General features: G+C 64.1%; 12 protein-coding genes. 6 read left to right on the forward strand and 6 right to left on the reverse strand.

Annotated features, from left to right (window positions below; all coding sequences use genetic code 11):
• The first annotated feature begins 105 nt into the window (after nt 1–105).
• From folE to AC1DSD_RS10585, 3 genes are read left to right on the forward strand one after another with little or no spacing between them, the layout of a single operon-like run.
• On the forward strand, nt 106–738 hold the full coding sequence (folE, locus tag AC1DSD_RS10575) for a GTP cyclohydrolase I FolE (RefSeq protein ID WP_478029986.1): 633 nt from the start codon (nt 106–108) through the stop codon (nt 736–738).
• Nucleotides 735–1,508, forward strand: coding sequence for an SDR family oxidoreductase (locus AC1DSD_RS10580; protein ID WP_478029987.1), 774 nt, complete (start codon nt 735–737; stop codon nt 1,506–1,508). The genes folE and AC1DSD_RS10580 overlap by 4 nt, the downstream gene beginning before the upstream one ends.
• On the forward strand, nt 1,501–1,857 hold the full coding sequence (locus tag AC1DSD_RS10585) for a dihydroneopterin aldolase (RefSeq protein ID WP_478029988.1): 357 nt from the start codon (nt 1,501–1,503) through the stop codon (nt 1,855–1,857). Before AC1DSD_RS10580 ends, AC1DSD_RS10585 begins: the two co-directional genes overlap by 8 nt.
• A gap of 108 nt (nt 1,858–1,965) precedes the next feature.
• On the opposite strand, the gene leuA is transcribed toward AC1DSD_RS10585, so the two are convergent.
• A complete protein-coding gene (leuA, locus tag AC1DSD_RS10590) occupies nt 1,966–3,630 on the reverse strand; it encodes a 2-isopropylmalate synthase (protein ID WP_478029989.1) in 1,665 nt (554 codons plus the stop codon).
• A gap of 257 nt (nt 3,631–3,887) precedes the next feature.
• Here leuA and AC1DSD_RS10595 point away from each other — a divergent pair, with 257 nt between their 5' ends.
• Complete coding sequence (locus tag AC1DSD_RS10595) at nt 3,888–4,280, forward strand: BLUF domain-containing protein (protein ID WP_478029990.1); 393 nt, start codon at nt 3,888–3,890, stop codon at nt 4,278–4,280.
• A gap of 178 nt (nt 4,281–4,458) precedes the next feature.
• Here the strand turns inward: AC1DSD_RS10595 and AC1DSD_RS10600 are convergent, their stop codons facing one another.
• The 5 genes from AC1DSD_RS10600 to miaA all read right to left on the reverse strand — a co-directional run bounded on the left by AC1DSD_RS10600 (nt 4,459) and on the right by miaA (nt 9,627).
• Nucleotides 4,459–5,061 carry a TMEM175 family protein gene (locus AC1DSD_RS10600; protein ID WP_478029991.1) on the reverse strand — a complete coding sequence of 201 codons (603 nt, stop codon included), beginning with the start codon at nt 5,059–5,061 and terminating at the stop codon, nt 4,459–4,461.
• A 57-nt stretch (nt 5,062–5,118) separates the two neighbouring features.
• Nucleotides 5,119–6,138, reverse strand: coding sequence for a ketol-acid reductoisomerase (gene ilvC, locus AC1DSD_RS10605; protein WP_478029992.1), 1,020 nt, complete (start codon nt 6,136–6,138; stop codon nt 5,119–5,121).
• 114 nt (nt 6,139–6,252) lie between these two features.
• Nucleotides 6,253–6,768 carry an acetolactate synthase small subunit gene (ilvN, locus tag AC1DSD_RS10610; RefSeq protein ID WP_066810648.1) on the reverse strand — a complete coding sequence of 172 codons (516 nt, stop codon included), beginning with the start codon at nt 6,766–6,768 and terminating at the stop codon, nt 6,253–6,255.
• Between the two features lie 98 nt (nt 6,769–6,866).
• Entirely contained in the window at nt 6,867–8,615 is a 1,749-nt protein-coding gene (locus AC1DSD_RS10615; protein ID WP_478029993.1) for an acetolactate synthase 3 large subunit, read from the reverse strand.
• Nucleotides 8,616–8,694: 79 nt separating this feature from the next.
• Nucleotides 8,695–9,627, reverse strand: a complete 933-nt coding sequence (gene miaA / locus AC1DSD_RS10620) for a tRNA (adenosine(37)-N6)-dimethylallyltransferase MiaA (RefSeq protein ID WP_478029994.1) — start codon at nt 9,625–9,627, stop codon at nt 8,695–8,697.
• Between the two features lie 105 nt (nt 9,628–9,732).
• Between miaA and serB the strand changes: the two genes are divergently transcribed.
• Both serB and AC1DSD_RS10630 read left to right on the forward strand, forming a co-directional pair.
• Nucleotides 9,733–10,605, forward strand: coding sequence for a phosphoserine phosphatase SerB (gene serB / locus AC1DSD_RS10625; RefSeq protein ID WP_478029995.1), 873 nt, complete (start codon nt 9,733–9,735; stop codon nt 10,603–10,605).
• Between the two features lie 31 nt (nt 10,606–10,636).
• Nucleotides 10,637–11,914 (forward strand): serine hydrolase domain-containing protein, encoded by a 1,278-nt coding sequence (locus tag AC1DSD_RS10630; protein WP_478029996.1) that lies wholly within the window; start codon nt 10,637–10,639, stop codon nt 11,912–11,914.
• Nucleotides 11,915–11,932 lie beyond the last annotated feature (18 nt).

Below are 11,932 nucleotides of genomic sequence, written 5' to 3' on the forward strand. Positions count from 1 at the left end.
TTTCCTAGTCTGTTGCTTAAAAGAAACAGTATGGACCATACCCAAGGCTCGATTTTGCGGCCCTGCCGTAACGTCACCCAGGTTTGAAAGACCGGATCGACAACCATGAATGACCATGACGATGATTTGAATGACGGCGACCTGGTGGCGGCCGCGCCGAAAATTCCGGTGCCTGACGAGGTGGCCGACGCGGTTCGCACCCTGATTCGCTGGGCCGGCGACAAACCCGATCGCGAAGGGCTGCTCGATACGCCGTTGCGCGTGGCGCGCGCGTGGAAGGAATATTGCGCAGGATACCAGGACGATCCCGCCTTGCATCTGAAGCGCGTGTTCGAGGAAGTCGGCGGCTATGACGACATCGTTTTGCTGAAGGACATTCCGTTCCAATCGCATTGCGAGCACCACATGGCGCCGATCATCGGCAAGGCGCATATCGCTTACCTGCCCAAGAACCATGTCGTGGGCATTTCCAAGCTGGCGCGCGTCCTGCACGGCTTCGCGCGGCGGCTGCAGGTTCAGGAACGGCTGACTGCCGAAGTCGCCGACTGCATCTGGGACAATCTGAAACCTCAGGGCGTCGCCGTGGTGATCGAGGCGAGCCATGCCTGCATGACCGCGCGCGGCGTCCGCACACCCGGCGTATCGATGGTGACCAGCCGGATGATGGGCGTGTTCCGCGATGATGAACGTAGCCGTCGCGAGATTCTGGCGCTGATGGACATGCAGGGCAGGGCGTGATCCGCACGGTCCTCGTCACCGGCGGCTCCCGGCGGATCGGGGCAGCGATCGTCCGCGCGCTGGCGGCGGCGGGGCACCGCGTGGTGATCCACCACCATCATCCGCACGACGAAGATGCCGTGTCGCTGGCGCAGGAACTCGATCCGTCGGGCGACCGCGTCGCGACGGTGGTCGGGGACCTCGCCGCGCCCGATGCCGCCTCGGCGATCCTCCGCGCCGCGCGCAACGCGACGGGCGGGCCGATCGACGGGTTGGTCAATTGCGCGTCGGTGTTCGAGTTCGACCGGCCGCCGTATTTCGATCCTGCCTTGCTGGCCCGGCTGACCGCGGTGAACCTCGCAGCCCCCGCGGCGCTGGCCTGTGCGCTGGCCGAACAGAACGAGTTGGAGGACGGTGCGGTGGTCAATCTGCTCGACCAGAAGGTCGCCAATCTCAATCCCGATTTCTTCAGCTACACGCTGACCAAGATCGCGCTGGAAGGCGCGACGACGATGCTCGCCCAGGCGCTGGCGCCGCGGGTGCGGGTCAACGCCATCTCGCCCGGCCTGACCTTGCCGAGCGGCGACCAGAGCGACGCGGAGTTCGAGAGCGTCGCTGACGAGAATCTGCTGCGTCGACCAGTGCCGATCGAGGAGATCGCGCGCGCGGTCGACTATCTGCTCACCACGCCGGCGGTGACCGGGCACAATCTTTTCCTCGATAACGGCCAGCGCTTTCTCAAGCGGCAGGGCGATGTGATGTTCTCGACACCGGGCCGCCGCGATGGCTGAAGCGACCTACACGATCCGGCTCGACGGGCTTGAAGTGCAGATGGGGCTGGGCATCCACGAGGTGGAGTTGGCCGGCCCGCAGCGTGTCTTGGTGTCGGTGGCGATGACCTGCGCCTATCCGACGGTGCCCGAGGATCGCATCGAGGCGGTGGTCGATTACGACCATATCCGCGAAGGCGTGCTGGCGATCGCGGCCGGCGGGCACGTAATGCTGCAGGAAGTCCTGTGCGAGCGCATCGCGACGCTATGCTTTGCCGATCCGCGTGTCGTCGCAGTGACCGTGCAGTCGGCGAAACCCGACATTTATCCTGACGCGCGGATCGGCTGCGAGATCACCCGGACGCGCTGACCTGCTCACATGAGTCATCCCGGCCCCGTGCCGGGATCCAAACCTCCCCAACGGAATCCAGCCGTTGTTGCGCGATGGATGCCGGGACAAGCCCGGCATGACGGGAGGTCAGGCAGCCCGGTTCGCCGCGCTCAGCACCGCGCGGACGCTCGCGGTCGCGACGTCCTCGTCGATGCCGACGCCCCAGACCGTTCCGCCATCCGCCGCGCGGCACTCGACATAGGCGGCTGCCTGAACGTCGCTGCCATGGCCGATCGCGTGCTCGACATAGTCGACGACATCCAGTTCGATCCCGAACCCGTCGCGGATTCCCGCGAGCACGCTCGAGATCAGTCCGTTGCCGCGTCCGCTCACCGACTTGACGCTGCCGGTTTCGGCGATGCTGCCGGCGAAGATGCGTTCGCCATTGGGCGCGCGCGTCTCGTCATAGGCCTGGAGCTGCAGCCGCTCGCCGCCATAGGGCAGGTAGGTGCGCTGGAAGAGCTGCCAGATATCGTCGGCATCGAGCTCGCGGCTGGTCTGATCGGCCAGGGCCTGGACATGCTTCGAGAAATCGGCCTGCAGGCGCTTGGGCAGCTTCAGTCCCTTGTCCTGTTCCAGGATCCAGGCAACGCCGCCCTTGCCGGATTGCGAATTGACCCGGATCACCGCTTCGTAGCTGCGGCCGAGATCGGCCGGGTCGATCGGCAGATAGGGGACTTCCCAGACATCGTCATTCTGGCGTTCGCGCGCGGTGAAGCCTTTCTTGATCGCGTCCTGATGCGAGCCCGAGAAGGACGTATAGACCAGCTCACCGGCATAAGCATGGCGCGGGTGCACCGGCAAATTGGTGCAATAGGTCACCGTGTTGATGATCTGGTCGATATCGGAGAGGTCGAGCTTCGGATCGACGCCCTGCGTGTACATGTTGAGCGCGACCGTCACCAAGTCACAATTGCCGGTCCGCTCGCCATTACCGAGCAGGCAGCCCTCGACGCGGTCGGCACCGGCCATCAATCCAAGTTCCGCCGCGGCGACGCCAGTGCCGCGATCGTTATGGGTGTGCAGGCTGATAATCACGCTGTCGCGATTGGGGATGGTTCGCCCGAACAGCTCGATCTGGTCGGCATAGACGTTGGGCGTCGCGCATTCGACCGTTGCGGGCAGGTTGAAGATGATCGGTTTATCCGGCGTCGGCTGGAGCACGTCCATCACCGCCGCGCAGACCTCGACCGAGAAATCGAGTTCGGCGGTCGAGAAGGTCTCCGGGCTGTATTCGAACCGCCAGTCGGTGCCCGGCCGCGCCGCGGCGCAGTCGCGCAGCATCTTCGCGCCCTCGACCGCGATCGCCTTGATCTCGTCCCTGGTCATGCCGAACACGATCTTGCGCCAGGCCGGCGAGACCGCGTTGTACAAGTGGACGATCGCTTTGGGCGCGCCGATCAGGCTGTCGAAGGTGGTCTCGATCAGGTCGCGGCGCGCCTGGGTCAGCACCTGCAGCGTGACGTCATCGGGAACGCGGCCCGATCGAACCAGATCCTGGATATAGTCGAAATCGGTCGCGCCGCTCGCGGGGAACCCGACCTCGATCTCCTTGATCCCGGTCTTGACGATGAGATCGAAGAAGCGGGTCTTCTTCTCGGCGTCCATCGGATCGATCAGCGCCTGGTTGCCGTCGCGCATGTCGGTCGACAGCCAGATCGGCGCCTGGGTGATCGTCCGCGACGGCCATTGCCGGTCGGGCAGGTTGATGGGGGGAAAGGGGCGGTATTTGGTCGATGGGTCGCGCAACATGGCTATGGCTCTTCTCGTCGTCAGGAGCGGCGGGGAGGGTCAGGCCCTTAGGCGCGGTGCGCGCCGTCGCCGGCACGCGGGATGAACTACGCGCCTAAGGGCGCGTAAGTCGAAGCAGGGTAAGGCCGAGTCCGATCGTCATCTCAGGTTCAGCCCTAGCCCCCGATGGTTAAGAAAGTCCAGCCCGAAAGACTGATCCACGGCAAGGAAAGGCTGGACGCGTTGTGGCAGCTTTACTGCCCTGTAAGGAGTAGCGTGTGCGTCAAATCATCTATCGCAGCCTCACCACATCGAAAAGCGGCCACGCGGCTGACGACATTCCGGACATCGTTCGCGATGCAGCGGCGCGCAACGGATTGGAGGGAATTACGGGTCTGCTCTACACAGAGGACGACGCTTTCCTGCAGGCGATCGAGGGACCCATCGATAGCGTGTCCGACTTGATGGAGCGGCTGAAAAACGACGCTCGTCATCGCGATCTGACGATTCTCGTCGACCGCCCGATCGAGGAACGCGAGTTCGGGGACTGGACGATGATCTATCGCGACCGCCGGGAATCGATCGACGCGTTCGATGATCGTCTGCGGGTGTTGCTTGCCGGGGTTTCTGACGAAACCGTCCGTCACTTCAGGGCATTGCAGCCCGCCTGACAGTTGGACCCTCTCCCGCTTGCGGGAGAGGGCAGGGTGAGGGTCTTCTTTCTTCTTCCAAACGTGTGCCGAAGCAGAAGTAGAAAGAAGACCCTCACCCTCCCACCGCTTCGCGGCGGGCCCCTCCCTCTCCCGCAGGCGGGAGAGGGCAAGAAAAACGCGAGATTGCGGTTCCTACTTAATCCCCGAACAACGCGTCGAACGGGCTTTTGGGCAGGCACCAGAGGAAGGCGACGAGCGCTGCGGCGGCGATGCCGAGCCATGGCGACACAAAGCTGAGCGCGGCGCCGGCGAGATAGATCAGCACCGCGGCGACGCCCTTGCGCGAGGTCTGGCGGTGATAGGTCTCTGCCTCGGCCCCGTGGACGCCGGTCCGCCGGATTTCGCCCTGTAGCGGAACGTAAACTATGCCCGGCAGGACCATCGACGCCAGGTAAACCAATGTCGCGTCGCGGCTGAAATGCTGCTCGCCGAGATAGGCGGCGGTGAACGGGATCAGCGACAGCGTGAACAGCAAACCCAGGTTCAGCCAGATCAGCAGGTTGGTCACCCGCGAGGCATGGCTGAACAAGCGGTGGTGGTTCGCCCAATAGATGCCGACATAGGCAAAGCTCAGCACATAAGCGAGGAAGACCGGCCAGAGGTGCACGAGCCTGTCGAGCCCCGGCAGTTCGGGCGCGTGCAACTCGAGCACCATGATGGTGACGATAATCGCCAGCACGCCGTCCGAAAAAGCCTCGACGCGCCCGATCCCCGGTCTGCCTTCCCCATCTTCGCTCATTCCGTGTCTAACCCCGCCTTGACGACGGGGGCGACGGTATCAGAAACCAGCGGCACGTCAGTTCTTTTCCTTGTCCACCAGCTTGTTGGCACCGATCCACGGCATCATCGCGCGCAGCTCGCTGCCGATCTTCTCGATCGGATGCGCTGCCGCCGCCTTGCGCGCCGCCTTGAGCTCGGGCTGGCCGGCGCGGTTGTCGAGGACGAAGTTCTTGACGAAGCGGCCCGACTGGATGTCGGCGAGCACGCGCTTCATCTCGGCCTTGGTCTCGTCGGTGATGATCCGCGGACCAGTGACGATGTCGCCATATTCGGCGGTGTTGGAGATCGAGTAGCGCATGTTGGCGATGCCGCCTTCATAGAGCAGGTCGACGATCAGCTTGGTCTCGTGGAGGCATTCGAAATAGGCCATTTCGGGGGCATAGCCCGCCTCGACCAAGGTCTCGAATCCGGCCTGGATCAAATGGGTGATGCCGCCACACAGAACGGCCTGCTCACCGAACAAGTCGGTCTCGCATTCTTCCTTGAAATTGGTCTCGATGATGCCCGACCGGCCGCCGCCGACGCCCGAGGCATAGGCCAGCGCGATGTCATGCGCGTTGCCGCTCGCATCCTGGTGGATCGCGATCAGGCAGGGGACGCCGCCGCCGCGGACATATTCGCTGCGGACCGTGTGGCCGGGGCCCTTGGGCGCGATCATGATCACGTCGATGTCCGACGGCGCTTCGATCAGCCCGAAATGGACGTTGAGCCCGTGCGCGAAGGCGATCGCCGAGCCGGGGCGCATATTGCCCTTGAGGTCGTTTTCCCAGATCGCGGCCTGATGCTCGTCGGGGGCGAGAATCATCAGGATATCGGCCCAGGCGGCCGCATCCCTGTTCGACATGACCTTGAACCCGGCGCCTTCGGCCTTCTTCGCGGTGGCCGAGCCCTCGCGGAGCGCAATGGCGACTTGCTTGACGCCCGAATCGCGCAAATTCTGGGCATGGGCATGGCCCTGCGAGCCATAGCCGACGATGGCGATCTTCTTGTCGGTGATCAGGTTCAGATCGGCGTCGCGATCGTAATAGACACGCATTTCAATCCCTTTCGAAACGTAACCGTCATGCCAGCGGAAGCTGGCATCTCATGAGTTGATTCCCTGGTGGCGCAAGATCCCGGCTTTCGCTGGGATGACGCGATCTGCCGATCGCTACGCCGCGTCTTTCCCCCGCGAAATGGCGACGATGCCGGTGCGCGCAACCTCGATCAGGCCGACCTCGTTCATCAATTCGACGAACTTGTCGATCTTCTCGGTTCCGCCGGTCACTTCGAACACGAAGCTCGATATCGTCGCGTCGACCACGCGCGCGCGGTACACTTCGGCCAGGCGCAACGCCTCGATCCGCGCTTCACCGGTGCCGCGTACCTTGACCAGCGCCAGCTCGCGCTCGACATGCGCGCCCTCGGCGGTGAGGTCGCGGACCTTGTGCACCGGCACCAATCGGTCGAGTTGCGCCACGATCTGTTCGAGGACATGCGGGCTGGCCGAGGTCACGATGGTGATGCGGCTGACCTGCTTGTCCTCGGTGATCTCGCTCACCGTCAGGCTCTCGATATTATAGCCCCGTGCGGTGAACAGACCGGCGATCCGTGCCAGGATACCCGGCTCGTTGTCGACGATCACCGCGAGCGTATGCCGCTCGGCTTTCTCTTCCTTGATGTGCACCTTTGGATCGTCACCCCAGCGAAAGCTGGGGTCTCCCTGTTATAATGGTGTGCGCTTGCGGCACGAGATCCCAGCTTTCGCTGGGATGACGGTAAATACTAGACCAAAGCTTTGGCTTCGTCGTTGAGCGTGCCCGCCACCTTGTCGGTTTGCAGGATCATCTCAACGTGCGACGCGCCTGACGGGATCATCGGGAAGCAATTCGCCAGCTTGGCGACGCGGCAGTCGACGATCACCGGGCCGTCGTGCGCGAGCATGTCGGCGATGCCGCCGTCGAGCTGCGACATTTCCTCGATCAAGATGCCCTTCCAGCCATAGGCTTCGCCGAGCTTCACGAAATCGGGCAGGCTGTCCGAATAGCTTTCCGAATAACGGCTTTCATAGGTCAGTTCCTGCCATTGCCGGACCATGCCCATATATTCGTTGTTGAGGATGAAGATCTTGACCGGCAGCCGGTATTGCGTGGCCGTCGCCAGTTCCTGAATGTTCATCTGGATCGAGGCTTCGCCGGCAATGTCGATGACCAGCGCCTTGGGATTGCCGAGCTGCGCGCCGATCGCGGCGGGCAGGCCATAGCCCATCGTGCCCAGGCCGCCCGAGGTCAGCCATTTGTTCGGCGCCTCGAAATCGAAATGCTGCGCCGCCCACATCTGGTGCTGACCGACTTCGGTGGTGATGATCGGGGCCTGATCCTTGGTCGCTTCCCACAAGGCGCGGATCGCGCGTTGCGGCATAATCTCCTTGCCATTGCCTTCGGGGAAATCGAGGCTCTTGACCGCGCGCCAGCCTTCGATCCGACGCCACCATTCGCGGGTGTCGGGCTTGGGATGCTGGCGCGCTTTCCACACGCGGATCATGTCCTCGAGCACATGGCCAACATCGGCGACGATGCCGAGGTCGATGCGCACGGTCTTGTTGATGCTCGACCGGTCGATATCGACATGGACCTTGCGCGCATTGGGCGCGAAGGCGTCGAGCCGGCCGGTGACGCGGTCATCGAACCGCGAGCCAAGCGCGAGGATCAGGTCGGCCTGATTCATCGCCCAGTTCGCTTCATAAGTCCCATGCATGCCGAGCATGCCGAGCCATTGTGGGCTGGAGGCAGGGAAGGCGCCCAGGCCCATCAAGGTCGAGGTGACCGGCGCGCCGGTGATCTTGGCCAATTCGCGCAGCAACAACGACGCTGCGGGCCCGGAATTGATGATCCCGCCGCCGGTATAGAGGATCGGGCGCTCCGCCGCGGCCAGCATGTCGACGAGCTGCTCGATCACCGCGGGATCGGCCTTGATCTGCGGGCGATAGGTCTTGTGCTGGATCGGCCCGGGCCGGCTGTATTTGGCGGTGGCGACCTGGACGTCCTTGGGAATATCGATGACGACCGGTCCCGGACGGCCCGACGTGGCGATATGGAACGCCTCGTGGATCGTCGCGCCCAGCCGTGCCGGGTCCTTCACCAGATAATTGTGCTTGGTGCAGTGCCGCGTGATGCCGACCGTATCGGCCTCCTGGAACGCGTCCGACCCGATCAGATGCGTCGCGACCTGGCCGGTGATGACCACCATCGGGATCGAATCCATCAGCGCATCGGTGATACCGGTGACCGCGTTGGTCGCGCCGGGTCCCGAGGTGACGAGCACGACGCCGGGCTTGCCGGTCGAGCGCGCATAACCTTCCGCCGCATGGGTCGCGGCCTGTTCGTGCCGAACCAGAATATGCCGCAGTCGCTTCTGCTTGAAGATCGCGTCATAGATCGGGAGCACCGCGCCGCCGGGATAGCCGAACACGACTTCCACGCCGAGATCGCACAGCGCCTCGACCAGGATATCGGCTCCACTTTTTTCGGCCACGACAATGTCCTCCTTCTTCGCATACGCAACATGATTGCAGACGGGCGGCTCTACGTGCATGAAAACTACGCGTCAACCGTCAATGCTGTAATCTTATTGCTATTTCACTAACTAGATTGAAACTATCTGTCTCTTCGGTGCGTGTCCAGTCCGCAGGCGGTTGATTGCGGAACCATGTATATTGGCGTTTGGCATATTGGCGAGTGGCAAGGCTGGCGCGCGCGATCGCGTCATCTAGGCTGATTTCGCTCAGCGCGGCCGCAGCGAGCTCGGGCATGCCGATCGCGCGGCGGATAGGGGCGTCGAGTGGGACGTCCTCGCGGGCGATCAGCGTGGCCACTTCCGCCATGGCGCCGGCGTCGACCATCGCCGCGAAGCGTCGGTCGATACGCTCGTTGAGCCAGTCGCGCGGCGGCAGCAGAATTGTCGCGACCAGGCCGATACGCTCGCCGATCCCGCCGACGCGCTCGCGCCGCCAATCGGCGATCGGGCGCCCGGTCGAGCGGACGACTTCGAGCGCGCGGCAGATGCGGCTGGTGTCGGCCGGGTTGAGCCTTGCCGCTTCCGCCCGGTCGACAGCGGTAAGTGCCGCATTGGCGTCGGAGAGGTTCATCGCGCGAACCTCGGCGCGGATCGCGGGATCGATCTCCGGCACCGGCGCGATCCCGTCGATCAGCGTGCGGAGATAGAGTCCGGTGCCGCCGACCAGGATCGGCAAGTTACCGGCCGCGACAGCGCGATCGATCTCGACCCGCGCTTCGGCCGCCCAGCGCGCGGCGGAATAGTCGGTATCGGCGGCATCGACATGGCCGAACAGGCGATGCGGCGCGCGTGCTTCTTCCTCGGGCGACGGACGCGCCGTGACGATACGCAGGTCGCGATAGACCTGCGCGCTGTCGGCGTTGATGATTGCACCGTGGATTTTCTCGGCAAGCGCAAGCGCGAGCGCAGACTTGCCACTCGCAGTCGGGCCGGCGACGATCGCCACCTTCGGCAGCTCAGTCTTGCTCATCTCCGTTCGCTTCGAACGAAGTAGAGAAGCGCATCCCCACAACCAAAGGTGTCTCGACTTCGCGCGACACGAACGGGTAGGGCGGCGACTTCAAGGAGACCCGGCTTGTTCATCGCGACCCTGATAGCTCCCGATCTGCCCCAGGGCGAGATCACCGCCGCGCGCGACCGGCTCGATGCCGCGGGGTGCCTGCCCGTCGCGCAAGTCTGGGTCGAGAAAGGCGAGGCGATCGATCTCCAGTTCGGCCGCGATCCCGAGGCCGCGCGGGTAGCGCTGGAAGAGCAGGGCTATGACGTCGTCGTCCAGCCGGCTGAGGACCGGCGCAAGAAACTGATCGTCGCCGATATGGATTCGACGATGATCACGGTCGAATGCATCGACGAGCTCGCCGATTACGCCGGGATCAAGGCGCAGATCGCAGCCGTGACCGAAGCGGCGATGCGCGGCGAGCTCGATTTCGGCGAAGCCCTCGACGCGCGCGTTGCGCTGCTCAAGGGGCTCGACGAAAGCGTGATCGCGCGCTGCCTTGCCGAGCGCGTCGAGATCATGCCGGGCGCACGCGAGTTGGTCCGCACGATGCGCGGCTGGGGAGCGACCGCGATCCTGGTGTCGGGCGGCTTCACCCGCTTCGCCGAGCCGGTCGCCGCCGAGATAGGCTTCACCCGCGCCATCGCCAATGTGCTCGAAATCGCTGACGGCAAGCTCGCCGGTACCGTGACCAAGCCGATCGTCGACGCATCGACCAAGCTGGCCACCTTGTCGGAGGCGGTGCTCGACCTCGGCCTGTCGCGAGCCGGAACCCTGGCGGTCGGCGATGGCGCCAACGACCTGGCGATGATCACCCAGGCAGGGCTGGGCGTCGCCTATCATGCGAAGCCGGTGGTCGCTGCAGCGGCGGGTGCGCGCATCGACCACGGCGACCTGACGACGCTTTTGTTCGCGCAGGGTGTTGCGCGCAAGGAATGGATTAGCGAATAGTGAGCGTTAACAAAACTTGAGGGAGAGGGCGATGGACCGACGTAGTGCACTTGCGGTGATGGCGTCGGGGCTGGCCTTGCCGGCATTCGCGGCCGAGCGTCGTCTTTCTCCCGTTACCGGCGGATTGGCGATCGATCGCAACCGCATCGACGCCGCGCTCAAGCAGATGGTCTCCGCCAACCGCGCCGCGGGCGCCTCGTGCCTGGTCTGGCAGCGCGGGGCCGAGCGCTATTTCGGCGCGGCGGGGTTTGCCGATCGCGAGGCCAAGCGGCCAATGGCGCGCGATACGCTGGTGCAGATTTTCTCGATGACCAAGCCGGTGACAGGCATCGCGCTGATGCAGCTTTGGGAACAGGGAAAATTCGGGCTCGACGACCCGCTCGCGAATTACCTGCCCGCTTTCGGCAAAGTGAAGGTGCTGGCGGGTGGCACCGACGCCGACGGCAAGCCGCTGTTGCGCGATCCGGCGCGGCCGATCGTCATTCGCGACATCCTGCGGCACACCGCCGGCTTCTCGTACGGGATGCGCGATACCGTTGCCGACAAGATCTTCCACGAGGTGGATCCGCTGGCGCTCACCAACAGCCTCGACGAGTTTGGCGACAAGCTTGCGAGCGTCCCGTTGCTGTTCGATCCGGGCGCAGAGTGGAGCTACAGCACTGGGGTCGATGTCCAGGCGTTGCTGGTCGAGCATCTGACCGGTGAGAAGTTCGAGCCTTATGTCCGTCGCACGATCCTCGAGCCGCTGGGCATGAAGGACACCGCCTGGACCCAACCGCCGGAACGCCTCGCGCGATTCGCCGCTACTTATGCGCAGGCCGCAGGCGGCAAGCTTGATCGCGTTCCCGACGAGAAAGCGCGTGCGCTCAATTTCGGCCCCCGCAAACTGACGATGGGCGGCGCGGGGCTTGCCTCGACGCTCGACGATTATATGCGGTTCGCGCGGATGTTGCTCGGACGCGGCACGCTCGAAGGGACCCGGATTGTCTCGCCCGACACGATCCGCGTGATGTCGACGGATCAGCTCGATCCGCGGATCACCAAACGCTTCTTCCTGCCCGGCAAGGGGTCGGTCGGGTTCGGTATCGATTTCGCGGTGCGGGTCGCGCCGCCCAAGGACGCGAAGGAGAATCGCGGGGCTGTCGGCGAATTCTTCTGGGACGGCGCGGAAACGACCTTGTTCTGGGTCGATCCCGTCAACGATCTTGCCGCGGTATTCTTCGTCCAGGTTCTCCCGTTCGACGGGACATTGCACCACGACATCCGCCAGGCAGTGTACGGGCCGGACTATACCGGCCCGGCCGCCTGAGGCGGTTGCGGCCAGACG

The organism is Sphingomonas sp. P4_D12, from assembly GCF_056401895.1.

Coding starts and splice junctions, on each gene's coding strand:
- AC1DSD_RS10600 (WP_478029991.1), bottom strand. CDS start 5,061: ATGAGCGAAGATGGGGAAGGCAGACCGGGGATCGGGCGCGTCGAGGCT.
- AC1DSD_RS10585 (WP_478029988.1), top strand. CDS start 1,501: ATGGCTGAAGCGACCTACACGATCCGGCTCGACGGGCTTGAAGTGCAG.
- ilvC (WP_478029992.1), bottom strand. CDS start 6,138: ATGCGTGTCTATTACGATCGCGACGCCGATCTGAACCTGATCACCGAC.
- leuA (WP_478029989.1), bottom strand. CDS start 3,630: ATGTTGCGCGACCCATCGACCAAATACCGCCCCTTTCCCCCCATCAAC.
- miaA (WP_478029994.1), bottom strand. CDS start 9,627: ATGAGCAAGACTGAGCTGCCGAAGGTGGCGATCGTCGCCGGCCCGACT.
- folE (WP_478029986.1), top strand. CDS start 106: ATGAATGACCATGACGATGATTTGAATGACGGCGACCTGGTGGCGGCC.
- AC1DSD_RS10630 (WP_478029996.1), top strand. CDS start 10,637: ATGGACCGACGTAGTGCACTTGCGGTGATGGCGTCGGGGCTGGCCTTG.